14 protein-coding genes are annotated in these 16,570 nt (G+C 65.0%); 6 read left to right on the top strand and 8 right to left on the bottom strand.

The features are described from left to right. Positions 1-263 precede the first annotated feature (263 nt). Positions 264-863: a hypothetical protein gene (locus Q8R73_RS20925; RefSeq protein WP_305721450.1), complete on the bottom strand. Its 600-nt coding sequence runs from the start codon at positions 861-863 to the stop codon at positions 264-266. A gap of 229 nt (positions 864-1,092) precedes the next feature. Here Q8R73_RS20925 and Q8R73_RS20920 point away from each other — a divergent pair, with 229 nt between their 5' ends. Then, positions 1,093-2,061 carry an SDR family oxidoreductase gene (locus tag Q8R73_RS20920; protein ID WP_305721449.1) on the top strand — a complete coding sequence of 323 codons (969 nt, stop codon included), beginning with the start codon at positions 1,093-1,095 and terminating at the stop codon, positions 2,059-2,061. 153 nt (positions 2,062-2,214) lie between these two features. Here the strand turns inward: Q8R73_RS20920 and Q8R73_RS20915 are convergent, their stop codons facing one another. Continuing rightward, a complete protein-coding gene (locus Q8R73_RS20915; protein ID WP_305721448.1) occupies positions 2,215-3,156 on the bottom strand; it encodes an acetamidase/formamidase family protein in 942 nt (313 codons plus the stop codon). A gap of 175 nt (positions 3,157-3,331) precedes the next feature. Here Q8R73_RS20915 and Q8R73_RS20910 point away from each other — a divergent pair, with 175 nt between their 5' ends. The 3 genes from Q8R73_RS20910 to Q8R73_RS20900 all read left to right on the top strand — a co-directional run bounded on the left by Q8R73_RS20910 (position 3,332) and on the right by Q8R73_RS20900 (position 6,304). Continuing rightward, positions 3,332-4,156: a YdcF family protein gene (locus tag Q8R73_RS20910; protein WP_305721447.1), complete on the top strand. Its 825-nt coding sequence runs from the start codon at positions 3,332-3,334 to the stop codon at positions 4,154-4,156. Positions 4,157-4,221: 65 nt separating this feature from the next. Beyond that, the gene (locus Q8R73_RS20905; protein ID WP_305721446.1) at positions 4,222-5,010 is read left to right on the top strand and encodes a DUF169 domain-containing protein; all 789 of its coding nucleotides are present in this window, start codon (positions 4,222-4,224) and stop codon (positions 5,008-5,010) included. Positions 5,011-5,119: 109 nt separating this feature from the next. Continuing rightward, entirely contained in the window at positions 5,120-6,304 is a 1,185-nt protein-coding gene (locus Q8R73_RS20900) for a trans-acting enoyl reductase family protein (RefSeq protein WP_305721445.1), read from the top strand. A gap of 4 nt (positions 6,305-6,308) precedes the next feature. On the opposite strand, the gene Q8R73_RS20895 is transcribed toward Q8R73_RS20900, so the two are convergent. The 4 genes from Q8R73_RS20895 to Q8R73_RS20880 form a co-directional block, all read right to left on the bottom strand. Then, positions 6,309-7,577 (bottom strand): O-antigen ligase, encoded by a 1,269-nt coding sequence (locus tag Q8R73_RS20895; protein ID WP_305721444.1) that lies wholly within the window; start codon positions 7,575-7,577, stop codon positions 6,309-6,311. Positions 7,578-7,694: 117 nt separating this feature from the next. Further along, complete coding sequence (locus tag Q8R73_RS20890) at positions 7,695-9,257, bottom strand: undecaprenyl-phosphate glucose phosphotransferase (RefSeq protein WP_305721443.1); 1,563 nt, start codon at positions 9,255-9,257, stop codon at positions 7,695-7,697. A gap of 130 nt (positions 9,258-9,387) precedes the next feature. Then, positions 9,388-10,521: a glycosyltransferase family 4 protein gene (locus Q8R73_RS20885; protein WP_305721442.1), complete on the bottom strand. Its 1,134-nt coding sequence runs from the start codon at positions 10,519-10,521 to the stop codon at positions 9,388-9,390. A 2-nt stretch (positions 10,522-10,523) separates the two neighbouring features. Then, positions 10,524-11,174 (bottom strand): polysaccharide biosynthesis/export family protein, encoded by a 651-nt coding sequence (locus Q8R73_RS20880; RefSeq protein WP_305721441.1) that lies wholly within the window; start codon positions 11,172-11,174, stop codon positions 10,524-10,526. A 181-nt stretch (positions 11,175-11,355) separates the two neighbouring features. Here Q8R73_RS20880 and Q8R73_RS20875 point away from each other — a divergent pair, with 181 nt between their 5' ends. Next, positions 11,356-13,659 carry an exopolysaccharide transport family protein gene (locus Q8R73_RS20875; protein WP_305721440.1) on the top strand — a complete coding sequence of 768 codons (2,304 nt, stop codon included), beginning with the start codon at positions 11,356-11,358 and terminating at the stop codon, positions 13,657-13,659. A gap of 227 nt (positions 13,660-13,886) precedes the next feature. Here Q8R73_RS20875 and Q8R73_RS20870 read toward each other — a convergent pair whose 3' ends face one another. Continuing rightward, a complete protein-coding gene (locus tag Q8R73_RS20870; RefSeq protein ID WP_305721439.1) occupies positions 13,887-15,080 on the bottom strand; it encodes a GNAT family N-acetyltransferase in 1,194 nt (397 codons plus the stop codon). Positions 15,081-15,211: 131 nt separating this feature from the next. Between Q8R73_RS20870 and Q8R73_RS20865 the strand changes: the two genes are divergently transcribed. Continuing rightward, complete coding sequence (locus tag Q8R73_RS20865) at positions 15,212-16,276, top strand: polysaccharide deacetylase family protein (RefSeq protein WP_305721438.1); 1,065 nt, start codon at positions 15,212-15,214, stop codon at positions 16,274-16,276. A gap of 50 nt (positions 16,277-16,326) precedes the next feature. On the opposite strand, the gene Q8R73_RS20860 is transcribed toward Q8R73_RS20865, so the two are convergent. Further along, complete coding sequence (locus tag Q8R73_RS20860) at positions 16,327-16,533, bottom strand: DUF2842 domain-containing protein (RefSeq protein ID WP_305721451.1); 207 nt, start codon at positions 16,531-16,533, stop codon at positions 16,327-16,329. Positions 16,534-16,570 lie beyond the last annotated feature (37 nt).

The following is a 16,570-nucleotide window of genomic DNA, read 5'->3' as shown; positions in this document are numbered from 1 at the left end:
GTGCCGGGTGATTCCGGTGTGACCTGACAACACGTGTGCATCTATCACTACCCATAGCACACGTGGCTATCGGGCGCATCGGGCGCCCGGCATTCCCCGCGCCCTCTGATTGCAGAGGGCGAGGAAATAAAGCCAAATCTCGGGCGGATCATGCTGCGAGATCCGAACGCATGTCCGGAATCCATCATCGTTATTGCGAAGGCGGCCGTCATCCCGACCGCAAGCGCGTCTTCGCGCCAGATGCGGGGCAACCCCTGTCGGGATCAAGCAGGGAGGGGAAGCGATGCGGCCTTGTTCGGCCGCGATTCCTTGAAGCTGTTGGATGAAATCCGGAACGACAGCACGACGTCCGTCTGCAATTCAAAACTTTCGACGGCCTTGCGGCGTTCGACCTTGCCTTCGAGGCTGACGAGTTGCAGCGAAGCGACGATCACCCGAACGCGGCCGCGTGTGCCGAAGGGCAGCAGCAGGCGCTCGAGGTCGACCGGCGATCCCGCGTCGTCACAAGTTCGCAGCACGGTGTAAATGGCGCATCCGCTGCTGGCGCAGTGGGCCGACGCCGCGATGATGGGGGTCCGCAAGACCGGCGGGGCTACCTCGGAGAGAGTCTTCCCGACCCAGGCGTCCTTGACGGCTTCGTCGATGAACGATCCCCGGTACAGTGCCCGGAAATCCAGCTGGTCCTTGCCGGCCTCGACTTTCCACACCGCGATGGTCTTCGGATCATGGATCCCGGGACCGGGCGTGAACTGATCGAATGGCGGCAAGCCGCTTTCAGCGAGCGCAAGCCTCGCCCAGTAAGCGGCCAGGCCGCGTTGGCTCTTCGAGCGAATGCTGTCAATCGTTCCGTTTTCAAAATTCATTCTGATCTGCCCTGTGCCGATAACCTTGCACCCCAATGGTTAAGGAATTTTCATTCCGCCCATGCGGCAACATCCGCCGGTCTGCGACTCAAAACCGCGCCACGGCATTTTTCGGCGCCGTTTGACCGGCGAGTATCGGTGCGACTATACCGGAAGATCAGCGGCGAAACTCAAGGCTGCGCTGCGATCAGAACGACTCGGGCCCGCAATGGAAAGGTCAGCGAACCCCATGAAGGATTTTGCCGGAAGGATTGCCGTCATCACCGGAGGCGGCACGGGAATGGGCCGCGAACTGGCGCGCCAGCTCGTCGCCGAAGGCTGCAACGTCGCGATGTGCGACGTCTCGGCCGATGCGATGGCGGAAACCAGGGCGCTGTGCGAGGTCGAAAAACTGCCGCAGGGCCTGCGCATCAGCACCCATGTCGCGGACGTCTCGATCGAGGACCAGCTCCTGCGCTTTCGCGACGAGCTTGCCGAGCAGCAGGCGACCGACAGGATCCATCTGTTGTTCAACAATGCCGGCATCGGCGGCGGCGGCAGCATGTTCACCAACACGCGGGAGCAGTGGGAACGAACGTTCAACATCTGCTGGGGCGGCGTCTATCTCGGCGTCCGCACCTTCTTGCCGATGCTGATGAAGGCCGACGAGGGCCATATCGTCAACACCTCCAGCGTCAACGGTTTCTGGGCCTCGGTCGGGCTCGGGGTCTCCCACACCGCCTACAGCGCCGCGAAATTCGCGGTCAAGGGTTTCAGCGAGGCGCTGATGAACGATCTCAGGCTGAACGCGCCGCACATCAAATGCTCTGTCGTGATGCCCGGACATATCGGCACCTCGATCGTGTCCAATTCGCGCAAGATCCAGAGCGGCACCGAATCCGAGCTGCTCAGCGCCAACGAACTGCTGTCGGCGCGGGTGCGTCTCAAGGCCATGGGCATCGACACCGGTCCCATGTCGGACGACGACGTCCAGAACATCGCGCTGGATCGCGCGCGCGCCTTTCGCGAGGACGCCCCGACCACGGCGGCGCAGGCGGCCAGGATCATCCTCGACGGCGTCAAGGCCGAGCGCTGGCGCATCCTGGTCGGCGACGACGCCCACAAGCTCGACGAGCGCGTGCGCCAGACCCCGGAGCAGGCCTACACGCCGGAGTTCTACGAGAGTTTCAGAAGCGAAGTCGGCTGGCGGCTGGGGTGAGGCGTAGGCGGCGCCGCGGGGCGCCGATCACTCCTCGTCAACCCCGAGAAGGCGGTGATTCAGTACGCCGCGGCTTTTCCGGTTACATCGCTGGCGTCTCTGGAATACTGGATCGCCCGCCTTCGCGGGCGATGACAGCTGACTGTGCGGATCTCATCCGTGCACGATCGCCTTCTCGATCATGCAATGAATCCCCTTCGAGCCGTTGACCGTCTGCGTGACGCGCAGGTCGGCGGCGAGGCTGCACAGCGTGTAGGCGTCCTCGCGCGACAGATTGCGCTTTTCGCCGAGCAGCGCGATCATGTCGCGCAGCGCCCGCACCACGCATTGATCGAGGTCGGGGTCCATCGCCATCGTCATGTAATGCGTCGGCGTCTCGGCCCGGGGATAGTCGAAGCGAAGGTCCTTGCGCAGCGTCAGTCGGAAACGGCCCTGCAGCGCGGTCTCGATCGCGGTGACGCAGACCTCGCCGTCGCCCTGGACGCCATGGCCGTCGCCGCAGGAGAACAGCGCGCCCGGCACGAACACCGGCAGATAGAGTTTTGCGCCGGGGCCAAGTTCCTTGTTGTCGAGATTGCCCCCCATAGCGCGCGGGATCAGCGAACTGATGCGGCCCCAGGCCGGCGGCGGCGCCACGCCCATCACCCCGAAGAACGGTTTCAGGGGCAGATCGAGGCCCCAGGGCATGCGGCCGACCATGCGCTCGCGGTCGAGTGGAATGTTGAGCAGGCGGGTCTCGTGAAAATCGTCGGGCAGGGTACCGGCCAGCGGCTTGATCATGTTCCAGCCCCAGTCCTGCCGCAGCTGGATGTCGAGGATCTCGATTTCCAGTACGTCGCCGGGTTGGGCGCCCTCGACCGCGATCGGGCCGGTCAGGATGTGGCCGGGCAGCATCCGCTCGTTCCTGGCGTGAATCTCGGCGAGTTCGGGCGGCAGGTGAAACCGACTTGGGTCCGGCATCACTTCCGGGCCGCCGCTGATGGTGTCGACCGTCACCTCATCGCCGCTGGCAATGGTGAGCACGGGCTTCAGCCTGGCTTCGAAAAAGCCCCAGTGGCAGGTCTCGGGGCTGGAATGCAGGTGATGATGCGTCATGGAGGGGCTTTCCCGTTGGTTCAGTCGTCATTGTCGGGCTTGACCTGGCTTGACCCGGCAACCCAACTTCGCTTGAGGAATGCGTATTACGAAGAGAGATGGATACGCGGGTCAAGCCCGCGTATGACGGATTGCATGGTTGGCGGGGTGCCTGGCACCCGATGGAGTCTCTTTTTTGTTTTTCCTGCTCTCCAAGACCATCGGCATCATGCTGTTGCCGACCAATTTCCTGATCGGCCTCGGTCTGCTCGGCGCGTTGCTGCTGGCGACGCGGTTTGCCGCCGCCGGACGAAAACTCCTGATTGCCTCGGCCGTGCTGTTCGCGATTTGCGGATTTTCGCCGCTGGGATACCTGCTGCTTTATCCGCTGGAGCAGCGATTCCCACCCTGGGATGCGGCGCGCGGCGCTCCGGACGGCGTCATTGTCCTCGGCGGGTCGATCGACGCCGAACTGTCGGCGGCGCGCGGTGTCGCCGTCGTCGGCGGCGCGGCCGACCGCATCATCGCCGCGGCGGCGCTTGGCCATCGCTTCCCCGATGCGCGCATCATGTTCACCGGCGGAAGCGCCAATCTGATTTCGGGCGATGCCAGGGAAGCGGACCACGCGGCGGCATTGTTCGAGAGCCTCGGCATATCCCGCGCGCGCCTGATCATCGAACGCGGCTCGCGCAACACCCAGGAGAACGCCGAATTCTCCATGGAGATAGCCGCGTCCAGGCCCGGCGAGCGCTGGCTGCTGGTGACCTCCGCGTTCCATATGCCGCGATCGGTCGGCCTGTTTCGAAAGGCGGGGTTTGCCGTGGAGGCCTATCCGGTCGACTGGCGGGTCGGCGGACCCGAGGATATGCTGCAGTTCACGCCCCTGTCGCTTTATGGGCTGGAGCGCACCAACCTCGGTATTCGCGAATGGATGGGCCTGATCGCCTATTGGGCCACGGGCAAAATCGACGATTTGCTGCCGGGACCGGCGGCGAAGTCGAAGCAGCTGTCGCAACGCTGAAACAAACGGGTTAGAAGTGATCAAACGGGCGCGCAACGCCCGGTCGCCGCCTTGGGAGTTACGCCATGCAACAACAATCGCCGCCGGAACAACTCGATTTGGCCGGCATGGTGGCCGATCTGAACAGCCTGCTTCGACTCAAGACCACCGTGATCGGCATGAAGATGTTTGCCACCGTGGAGGAAATGACGGCGATCCCCAAGATCCGGCGTCCATCCGCGGTGCACACCACCGACCAGATCGTCAGCATGGCCTCCCGGCTGGGCTGGACCGTCGGCATCACCGCCGACGACCTCGTCGGCGCGCAGTGCCGCGCCGTGATCGGATTGGCGCCGCAGGACGAGAAATTTCTCGCGGGCACGAATTACGTCGGCGTCTGGCATGGCACGGCCGAGGACGCGCGCAAGCGCCAGGAGGCGCTGGATGTCGTGGCCTTCGGCCAATATCTGGCGCTGGCGGTGAGCCCGCTGTCGAGCGGCCGGCTCGATCCGCCGGACATCTGCCTCGTCTATGCGACGCCCGGTCAGATGATCATCCTGATCAACGGGCTGCAATATACCGGCTACAAGAAGTTCGAATGGGGCGTGGTGGGCGAGACCGCCTGCGCCGATTCATGGGGGCGGGCGCTCAAGACCGGCGAACCCAGCCTGTCGCTGCCGTGCTTCGCCGAGCGCCGCTATGGTGGCGTGCCGGATGAGGAAATGCTAATGGCGCTGTCGCCCGCGCATCTCGCCAAGGCGATCGCGGGCATGAAGCAGCTGGCGAAGAACGGCCTGCGCTATCCGATCGCCCCCTACGGCATCCAGGCCGATGTGCGCGCCGGCATGGGCGTGTCCTACGCCGGGAAGAAATAGACAGACCGTCATCCGGGGCGATGCGAAGCATCGAACCCGGAATCTCGAGATTCCGGGTTCGCGCTGACGCGCGCCCCGGAATGACAGCCGAGTTCAGGGGAATCAAAATATGCCTTCGTCGAAGTTCGACATCATCGTCTATGGCGCCACCGGTTTTACCGGCCAGCTCGTCGCCGAATATCTTGCCGCGCAGTACAAGGCCGACAGCGGCCTGAAATGGGCGATGGCCGGCCGCAGCAGGGACAAGCTCGCCGCGGTGCGCGACGCAATCGGGGCGCCGTCCGACACCGCGCTGATCGTCGCCGATGGCGGCGATCCCGCCTCGCTGCAGGCGATGGTCGCGCAGACCAGATCTGTCATCTCGACCGTCGGCCCGTATCAGCTCTATGGCTCGGACCTGGTCGCGGCCTGTGCTGCCTCGGGAACCGACTATCTCGACCTCTGCGGCGAACCGCTGTGGATGCGGCAGATGATCGACGCGCATGAGGCTGCGGCGAAATCGAGCGGCGCGCGCATCCTGTTCTCCTGCGGTTTCGACTCGATTCCCTTCGAACTCGGCGTTTACTTCGTGCAGCAAGCGGCGAAGCAGACGCTCGGTGCTCCCGTCAGTCGGGTCAAGACCCGCGTCCGCGACATGAAGGGTACTTTCTCCGGCGGCACCGCGGCCAGCGCACGGGCGACCTTCGCGGCTGTGGCGAAGGATCTCAGCCTCGTCTCGATGGTGCAGGACCCCTTCGTCCTGACGCCCGGATTCGACGGTCCGAAACAGCCGCGCGGCAACAAGCCGCTGATGGACGAGGATCTGGGGTCCTGGACCGCGCCCTTTGTGATGGCGAGCATCAACACCCGCAACGTGCATCGCTCCAACATGTTGATGGGTTTTCCCTACGGCAAGGATTTCGTTTACGACGAGATGATTCTGACCGGCCCGGGCGAGCAGGGCGAAGCCAACGCGAAAAAAGTGGTGGCCGCCGTCAATGCCGAAAGGCTGGGCGCCTCGGGTGGGCCGAAGCCGGGCGAGGGCCCCTCCAGGGAGGAGCGGGAGAACGGCCTGTACGACCTGCTGTTCGTCGCCATTGCCCCCGACGGCCGCCAGGTCCGCGCGGCGGTCAAGGGCGATCGCGATCCCGGTTACGGCTCGACCTCCAAGATGATCTCGGAATGCGCGATCTGCCTGCTGCGCGACGCGCCGGACGTTCCGGCGGGTATCTGGACGCCGGGCGCGGCCATGGGCGACAAACTGATCAAGCGCCTGGTCGACCACGCCGGGCTGACATTTGCGGTGGAGAAGTAGGCCGCTAGGTACGAGGATCTGGCGCGGTGAGCGCCCCGTCTGCGTTCGCCCGCCAGCGCTGCGTTGCGGCGAACATGCCCCACATCGCGCCCAGCATCAGCCAGAAGTGCCGCCAGTGGTCGGTGTCGATCACCAGACTCATGCCGACCGTGCCGAGAAACGCCGCGAAGATCGCGAGATAGGCGCGCTGCCAGGGCGTCGGGACGAAGGCGTGCCGGAATCCCATGATCACGGTGACGAACACCAGCGCGGGATAGCATACGCCGGTGAGCCAGCCGCCGGACATGAAGGCGTTCAGATAGGAATTGTGGGTGTCCTCGGGGAAGTAGCGGTTGAACTGCAGCGGACCGATGCCGAACGGCAGGTCGAGCGCCATTTCCGCGCCAAGAATGTGCCGTCCGAACCGGCCGAAGCGGCCGGTGTCGTAGCTTTGACCGAAGCTGGCGCGCTGCTTCAGCATCTCGCCGATCGAATCGAGCGACAGCAGGACGGCGATCAGCATCGCCGCGACGAGGGCGGCGACCACGGTCATGACGATGATGCGCGAGCGCTGCCTGACCGACGGGCTGGTCAGCACCATCAGCGCCAGCATGAAGGCCGAGGTGAGGACGAGCCCGCCCCATGCCGCGCGCGAAAACGCCAGCAGGATCGCCAGCGTCATGATGCCGAGCACCAGCGTGCTGCGGAGCGATCTGCCGATGCGGTCGGAGACCACGCTTTGCAGCGCGAACAGGCAGGGCAGGATCAGGAACGCGCCGAGCACGTTGGGGTCCTTGAAGGTGCCGCGGGCGCGGCCGTACAGCGTCAACAGGTCGTAGCCGCCGGGGACGAGGTTGAAATAGCCGGCGACCGCCGCGATCGCCGCGATCAGTCCGCCGACGATCAGGCCACGGCGCAGCATGTCGAGCCGGGCTTCGGTGTCTTCGGAGAATACCATGGCGAAGAAGATCACCGTGACCGCGAGGTACCAGGAGGTCGCGATCCAGTTGGCGACGCCGGGACGGTCCAGCACCGGGATCGCGCCGATGGTGTAGCCGATGTTGATCAGGAACAGCAGCAGCAGCAGCGGCATGAACACCAGCCGCAGCCGCAGGCCGGTGGCAAAGAACAGGATGGTCGCCGCCAGCGTCGCCAGTTCATAGGGGCTGGGCTCGATAAACACGATCGCGCCGGACGCGCCGACCAGCCAGACCAGCGCGCGCTGCAGCGCCAGCACGCCCGGCGCCGCCGTCATCGACGGCAGGGAATTCCCGGCTGAGGCCGCATACGCCATTCGATACTCACGCACTCATACAAAAACTACAACCGTCATTGCGAGCGCAGCGAAGCAATCCGGCTTCTTACTTTGCGCGGCAAGATGGATTGCTTCGCTGCGCTCGCAATGACGTTCTCAATAAGCGTTCTCGTTCTTCGTCATCAGCGCCAGCGGCGTCTTGATGAGGATGTAGAGATCGAAAAGCACAGACCAGTTCTCGATGTAATAGAGATCGAATTCGACGCGCTTCTGGATCTTCTCCTCGCTGTCGACTTCGCCGCGCCAGCCGTTGATCTGCGCCCAGCCGGTGATGCCGGGCTTGACGCGGTGGCGCGCGAAATATCCGTCGACCGCCTCGTCGAACAGCCGGCTCTGCAATTTTCCCTGCACCGCGTGCGGGCGCGGACCGACCAGCGAGAGATTGCCCTTGAACACCACGTTGAACAGCTGCGGCAGTTCGTCGAGGCTGGTCTTGCGGATGAAGCGCCCGACCCGGGTGACCCGGCTGTCGTTCTTGGTCACGACCCTGGTGGCCAGGGGATCGGCCTGGTCGTGGTACAGCGAACGAAACTTGAAGACGTCGATGCGTTCGTTGTTGAAGCCGAATCGCTTCTGGCGAAACAGCACCGGACCCGGACTGTCGAGCTTGATCGCCAGTGCCACCAGCGCCATCACCGGCAGGGCCGCGAGCAGGATCAGGCCGCCGCCGACGCGGTCGAACAGCCACTTCATCACCAGGTCCCAGTCGGTGATCGGCGCCTCGAACACGTCCAGCGTCGGCACCTCGCCGAGATAGGAATAGGAGCGGGGGCGGAAACGCAGCTTGTTGGTGTGGGCCGACAGTCGGATGTCGACCGGCAGCACCCACAGCTTCTTCAGCATTTCGAGGATCCGCGTCTCCGCGGAAATCGGTAGCGCGAACAGCACGAGGTCGATGCGGGTGCGGCGGGCGAATTCGACGATGTCGTCGACCTTGCCGAGCTTGGGGCTGCCGGCGCAGGTATCGAGCGCGCGGCTGTCATTGCGGTCGTCGAACACGCCGAGAATGTCGATGTCGGAATCTTCCTGCGCCTTGAGCGCCTCGATAAGCTTCTCGCCGTTCTGGTCGGAACCGACGATGATGGTGCGGCGGTCGAGCCGGCCGTCGCGGGCCCAGTTGCGAACCATCGATCGCAGGATCAGCCGTTCGGCGATCAGCACGGCGAGGCCGGTGAAGAAGAATGCCGACAGCCACAGCCGTGATATCTCGCTGCCGAGTTTGGCGAAGAACGAGACGCCGATGAACAGAAGGAACACGAACGCCCAGGCCGATATCATCCGCGTCATCTGCCGCAGCTGGCCGCGGAACACCTGGACCTCATAGATGTCGGCGGCCTGGAAGCAGATTACCGCGGCCACGGTCATGGCCAGGATCGCCCCGACATATTCCCAGTAGAAGCCCGAGAGCGGCACCACGTAGAACAGGTAGATCGCGATGCCGACCAGGCTGAGCAGGACGAAATCGGCGAGGCGCACCGCGCCCGCAATCACGATCGGCGAATAGGCGCGCCGGACTTTCTGGTTGGTGACGGCAAGGGCGGCTTGCGACAGCCGGCGGCGCCGTTCGACCGGCGGGCGATCCGGCGCGGCGGTTACCTTGGCGGTGACCGCGGCGGCGGCCGCGGCATCGAGCATAGAGCGTGCGTTGATCGGTTCCACTTTAAGTCCAAGCCCGTTGCCGAAGTCCGTCCCTGCACTGCCATCTAGGCATGCGCGCGCCGAGGCGGAATTCCCTGCCTCGGGAATAAAGGACAAATCGGAAGAAACGGTTAGCGCGGGTAACGAATGGTTAACGATTGGCAAACGCGTCGCGGTAGCCGGCCAGCACGCCTTCGACCATCGCCTTCTGCGAAAAATGCAGGAAGATTCGCTCGCGCAGCGACCTGGCCCGCGCCAGTGCGGCTTCCGGGTCCTCCAGTGCGATCTCGATCGCGTCCGCCATCGCGCCGACGATGTTGGGGGCGAACAGCGCGTCGCTGTGCTCGGCGAAGATTTCCGGGATGCCGCCGACATTGGCGGCCACCATCGGAATTCCCGCCGCCGCCGCCTCGATCACCACATAGGGCATCGAATCGCCGCGCGAGGGAACCACCAGCAGCCGGCCCTTGGAAAACCCGTAGCGCGCCTTGACGTGGCCGATGAAGCGGACGGCCTCGCCAAGGCCGAGACGCTGAATCTGGGCCTTGAGATGCTCAAGTTCCTCGCCGTCGCCGGCCAGCGTGAGTGTCAGGGGTCTGCCGTCGGCGCGCAGCCGTGCCACCGCATCGATCAGCAGGTCCGCCCCCTTGATGTGCCGGAACTCGCCGACATAGACCACATCTGTGGCGTCGGCAGCCTGGATGACAGGATCGAATTCGTTGGCGGTGACGCCGTTGAATACGCAGCGCACCAGTCCCGATGGTACGCCGATGGTGCGTTGATAGGTGTCGCGCGCAAATGCGCTCTCGAACAGGAACAGGTCCGTCGAGTTCATCAACGCGCGCTCGAGGCGGCTGTACATCGCGCCCTTCACCGTGTTGAGGGGATAATGCAGCGAGCCGCCATGCGGCGTGTAGACCCGGATGGTTTCCTTCGAGCGGGCCTTCAGCCGGATGAAGGCCCCGGCCTTGGCGCCGTGGCCGTGCAGCACGTCCGGTTTCAGCCGCTTGATCAGCCGCATGAAATGCGCCCACACCAGCACGTCGGTGGGAAAAGGTTCGCGGCGAATGGCAAGCCGATGCACGCCGAGCTTCAGACGTGGCGCGATTTCCTTCAGCGCGGCTTCGGCGCGCTCGCCGCCGGTAAGGCTGTCGGCGATGATGCCGACGTGATGGCCACGGTCGGCCTGGCCGTTGGCGAGATCCATGATGTGGCGGAAAATGCCGCCGACCGGCGCCCGCACTGCGTGCAGGATACGTAACGGCTGACCTTCAAGCAGGGGCATGTTCAGAACCAGCGTTCGCCGACGAGCACGGTGTCGCCGGGACTGAGCGCGGTGCCGAGCGGCACGATCACCCGCATCGAGCCGGCCGGGTCGTTGCGGGTGATCGTGACGCGATCGCGCAGCGCGCGCGGCGAAAAGCCGCCGGCAATGGCTACCGCGCTCTCCACAGTCATGTTGGGCACGTAGGGATACTGGCCCGGCGCTGCAACCTCGCCGAGGATGAAGAACGGCCGGTAGGCCTCGATCTCCACCGCCACCGACGGTTCGCGGATGAAGCCATCGCGTAATTTGGCGGTGATGGCGGCGGCGAGCCCCGCGGGCGTTTGCCCCCGCGCCGGAACCGAACCGATCAGCGGCATGGTGATCGAGCCGCCGGCATCGATCGCATAGGTATTGGTGAGACCTTCCTGGCCGTAGACCACGACCCGGAGCCTGTCGCCGGCGTCGAGCCGGTAGGCGGTGTCGTATCCGACAGGGGTGGCGGCATAGGCCACAGCAACGGGAGCAGGGGCCGTCCCGTAACTCTGTCCATAGGTCATCGTGTCGAGATCGGCCTGCGGCGGCACCATGGCGACAGGCGCAGGCCGGCGCATGCATCCCGCCAGAGCGAGCGCAGCCAACAGACAGAGAATGACGGCACGCACGCCTTGCATCGGACAGCCCACAGGAATTTCCTGATTCCGATTAAGGGCTTTCATGGTTAACAAAGCATGACCGCGGCAGTCATAAGCGGATGTTCCGGCGGGTCGCCCGGGCGAATTAACTCAGCGGCAACCTTAATGGAGTGTAATCGGCCGCAGTTGAGTGGATGGGTTGCGTCCGCGGGAGTGTGCGATGCGTTTAGCGTTCTGGCGTGCAGACAAGGACAAAGCGGGCAGGGCCAAGTCCGTGCTCGGGACGTCCGTGCTCGGGAAGTCCGTGCCCGAAAAGGCGCTGGTCCAGAGGGCTGTCGCAAAACCTGAACCTGACTTCTACAAGCCCGCCGCAGTATCCCCGGCCGGCGATCTCGACCTGCGCGCGCTGGGTCATGCACTGGCCCGCAAGAAGGCCTGGATCATCGTTCCGACGCTGCTGGCCGCCGTGCTCTCGCTCACCGCCGTCAATCTCGTGACCCCGCGTTACAAGTCCGAGGCCCGCATCCTGGTCGATGGGCGCGAAAACGTCTTCCTGCGGCCGAACGGAGAGCGTACCGAGGAGCGCAGCTCGGTCGTCGATGCCGAGGCCGTCACCAGCCAGGTCCAGTTGCTGCTGTCGCGCGACCTCGCCCGCGAGATCATCAAGAAGAACAAGCTCGCCGAGCGGCCGGAATTCGATCCGGTGCTGCAGGGGCTGTCGCCTTTCAAGTCGCTGCTGGCCCTGTTCGGGATCGGCCGCGACCCGTTCTCGCTGACCCCCGAAGAGCGCGTGCTCGACACCTATTACGACCGCTTCACCGCCTATGCGGTCGACAAGTCGCGCGTCATCGTCATCGAATTCCAGTCGTGGGATCCCGAGCTGGCCGCGCGCGTCGCCAATTCGATCGCCGAAGGCTATCTGGTGCTGCAGCAGAATGCGCGGCAGGAGCAGGCCAAGTCCGCCGGCCTCTGGCTGTCGGGCGAGATCGTCAGCCTGCGCAAGAAGGTCGCGGAAGCCGAATCCCGGGTCGAGGATTTCCGTTCGAAATCCAGCCTGTTCGTCGGCACCAACAACACCACGCTGTCTAACCAGCAGATGGGCGAGCTGAACACGCAGCTGAACAACGCCCGCGCGCTGAAGTCGGACGCCGAATCTAAGGCGCGGCTGATTCGGGAAATGCTCCAGAGCGGCAAGCCGATCGAGGCTTCCGAGGTGCTCAATTCCGAACTGACGCGGCGGCTGTCCGAGCAGCGCGTCACGCTGCGCGCGCAGCTGGCCGAACAATCCTCGACCCTGCTCGACAACCATCCGCGCATCAAGGAACTGAGGGCGCAGCTGGCCGACCTCGACCGCCAGCTCCGCGAGGAAGCCGGCAAGCTGTCGCGTTCGTTCGACAGCGACGCCAGGATCGCCGGCGGCCGGGTCGAAGGTCTCAGCACCAGCCTCGAGCAGGTGAAGAAACAGGCGGGTTCCACCAACACCCAGGACGTGCAGCTGCGCGCGCTCGAGCGCGAGGCCAAGGCGCAGCGCGACCTCCTGGAATCCTACCTCGCGAAATACCGCGAGGCCACCACCCGCGAGAATATCGACGCTGCCCCCGCCGACGGCCGGATCATTTCCCGCGCCAGCGTCTCCAATACCCCGACCTATCCGAAGAAGCTGCCGATCGTGCTGATCGCAACGCTGGCCACCCTGATGCTCACCGCCGGATCCATCGTGACGGGCGAATTGCTGCGCATGACCGCGCCGCGCGCGGTGGCTGCCTTCGCTTCCGCGCCGGCGGCGATCCGCGCAAGGGCTGCGACCGCCACGGCAGCCGCGGAGCCTCGGATCGAACCCGAACTCGCGCTCGAGCCGGAAGCTGAAGCCGAGCCAGCGCCTGCTCCGGTGCTGCGCGAGTCGCCCGGCATCGCACCAGAACTCTCCGACCTCGAGAGGCTGGCCGACGATCTGCAAGGCGGCGGCAACGCCGCGCGCAAGGTCACCGTGCTCGGCACCGCCTCCAATGAAAGCATCACCCTGACCGCGCTGACGCTGGCGCGCCTGATCGCGCGCCACGCCCGGGTCGTGGTGGTCGATCTCCAGGCGTCGTCGCCGACCATCTCGGCGGTATCGGTGGACCCGGCCGCCCCGGGCCTGGTGGAATTGATGCAGGGCGAGGCGTCGTTCTCGCAGATCATTACCAGGGACAAGCTGTCGCGCGCTCACCTCGTAACCTCGGGACGTCCTGGATCGGACCGCAGCCTGCTGCAATCGCCGCGGCTGACGCTGGCGATCGATGCCCTGTTGCGGGTCTATGACCACGTGGTGCTGGATGCGGGGACCGCTTCCGACCTGCCGGCGGAATTGCTGACGGCGCAGGCGCGCGCCGTGGTGGTGCCGGACGCCTCGATGGCGCCTGACGCCCGCACCCTGATGTGCGATCAGCTGCGCGCGGTCGGCTTTTCCGACGTGACGATGCTGAACAAGCCGGTGCAGCCTTCGAGCGCGGTCGAGCCTGGCCCGCGGGTGGTTGCGGCCTGAGGCCGCCCGCGACGCGTCATTGCCAGGAGCGTAGCGACGAAGCAATCCAGCTTTGCCGAGCAAAGAAAGAAACTGGATTGCTTCGCTCCGCTCGCAATGACGGTGATAGAGATCGAATCCACGACGAAAAGGTCGTCATGCCCGGCCTTGTGCCGGGCATCCCCGTCTCAGCGTCATAGTGCGAAGGAAGACGTGGATGGCCGGAACGAAGCCCGGCCATGACGAGGTCAGCGGTGAAACGCGCCGCGCAGCCGCTGCGCCAGTTCGAACAGCGCCGGATTGTGCTTCACGAGGTGCTTGGCGCGGTTGACGCCTGACATGGCCGCGGCGGCCAGCTTGCCGCGCAGGCTGAGCGGGATGAAGCTGTCGAAGATCGGTTCGTCGTCCTTGCAGAACAGCCTCTTGTACTCGTCCGACCCGATTCCGAGATCGAGCGCGCGATAGCCGCATCCGGCATAGTGGTCGACGATGTCACGCATCAGGATCAGGCCGGGACTGTATTTGGAATTGGCCGACAGCGTGTAGGTATTGAACATCATCGAAAAGCGGTGGCCGTCATTGACGCCGGCGAAGATGGCGATCACCTCATCGTCGCATTCGAGCGCGTGAATGTCGATGGCGCGGCCGCCGCCGGCCAGCTGCGCCATGCAGGCGTCGCGGATGAACTCCTCGACGCCGGGATCGGCGAACACGTTGGGCAGTTTCTGCTCCGCCATCCGCTGCGGCTTGATCAGGAAGAACCAGTCCAGCAGTCGCACGACGTCGGCGTCGGATGTCGCGACGTGACTGCGATAGCCGGGAAGGGCCTGCAGCTTGCGTTCCTTGCCCTTGAGCCTGCGCCGGAACGAACTCGAGATCCGGGCCGTGGGCGGCTCCTCGGGCACGATCTTCATCAGCGGACAGTCATTGGCGGAGGCCTGGTGCGGCAACAGCGCCATCGGGTTCGGCAGGTCGCGCCACCTCAAGGGCTGCTGGCCCAGCGCCAGAACGTCGGCCTCGGAACGCACGCGTAGCGCCGATATCAGCACGTCGAGATCTGCGGCGGTGGCTGCGGTCGCGAATTCCCGGTCCCATAACGCCATGTTGAAGGTGGCGTGCTTGCCGCCCATGAAGCTCGCGGTGCGAACGCCGTGCTCGTGGCTGAGCGTGAGCGGCAGCAGCAGCAGCGGCCGGCGTTCGGAATCACAGGCGATCACGATGAAGGGACGATGGCTCTCATGCGCGCCGACCTGCCGCTGCCAGGCGGAGAGAAAATCGAAACGCTGATACGGCGTGGAAAACTGCCGGGCATCTTCGAGGCCGCGCCAGATCGCCTCGGCCTCGCCGAGGTCGCCGAGAATGTCGACGCTGGCGATGCGGCTGATTCCGGTCGATGCCGGCGCTTGCCCCGTTCGGTCGTCGATCGCGGCGGCCATGGTCATCGCAAAACCTGGATGCAGGAGATTATTTACATTTTTCGGCTTGGGCCGACCTTTGCAAAGAAATGTCAACAAAGAGTAAGGACAATGCAGGCGGCGGCGGGGGCGGGGCGGCCGCATCTGGGGGCGCAAATTTGTCATCCGACAACCACTTCCTGACGAGCCTTCGACTGGAACTGGCCTGGTTGTCCGGCCGGCACTGGCTGAGCGGCCGGGGCAGCGGCGGCGCCGGGGTGGTGTTGCGGTTCGAACGGGTGCGGCCGCGGCGCGCCGGCCGCTTTCAGCCGCTTCGCTCGCACGAGATCACGCCAAAGTTTCTCGACCGCACGATCCGGGCCCTGAGGCGCTGGAAGTTCGATATCGTCTCCATGGATGAGGTTTGTCACCGCGCGGTCACGTCGCCCACGCCAAGGCGGTTCGTGTGCCTGACGTTCGACGGCGGCTACAAGGATCTGATCGCGTCGGCCTATCCGGTGCTGTCGCGGTACGGCGTGCCGTTCACGGTCTACCTGCCGACCGCGTTTCCGGACCGCCTCGGCGAGGCCTGGTGGCTGGCGCTGGAAGCCGTCATCGCGCGCGAGAGCCGGATCAGCCTCGTGATGGACCGGCAGGAGCGGCATTTCGAGGTCGCAGGGCGTGCCGAAAAATACCAGCTGTACGCGTTTCTGTGGGGCTGGATGCGCACTCTCCCGCCGCCGGATCTGTCGGCCGCGATCAATGATCTATGCAAGCGATACTCGGTCAATCTCGCAACGCTGTCGCGCGAAGCCGTGATGGACTGGGAGGATCTGGCAAGACTTGCGGCCGATCCCCTCGTGACGATCGGCAATGCCACGGTCAACTATCCCGTGCTGTCGAACCTGAAGGACGCCGACGCGCAGCGCGAGATGACGATGGGAAGGGCGGTCGCGCAGACCGCGTTCCGCCGCGAGGTCGGGCATTTCGCCTATCCGTTCGGCGACCGCGCCGCCTTCGCCCGCAAACACGTCCAGATGGCCGAGGAAGCAGGTTTTGTCAGTGCCGCGTCGGCGCTGGCGGGTGTCGTCCACGCCGAGGGCCGGACCAATTTGCACGCGCTGCCGCGCCTGTCCTGGGATGGTCGGCAGCGTTCGCTGCGCGTCATGCGGGTGCTGCTCTCAGGCGCCGCCTTCGCGCCGGTGGCGCCGACACGCAGCAAGGTTCGCGACGAAGCGAATTGAGATTTTCGCCAGATGCAGACGCGCGGTTCACCTCGCCCCGTTATCCCGTCCTAGCGATCCGGCCTCGACATCCAGCTGATGATCGGCATGGCCGGCAGCACCCAGCCGATTCCGGCCACGACGTAGAAGATCGCCTGCAGCAGGCCCGAATTTGCCAGCCACGGCGTCTGCGCCACCGTCATTCCCAGGAGCGACCACACCACGACGAGGACGAGCAGGGCGATGGTTCCGATGAATTTGCGGGTGCGTATGGTCATGACGGGAATGTGCATCTCCTGGGCCGGGACGCGGCTT

The organism is Bradyrhizobium sp. (genome assembly GCF_030697065.1).
Classification (GTDB): Bacteria; Pseudomonadota; Alphaproteobacteria; order Rhizobiales; family Xanthobacteraceae; genus Bradyrhizobium.
The sequence above is the reverse complement of the archived record's forward strand: the minus strand, read 5'-3'. Positions and strand labels throughout refer to the sequence as shown.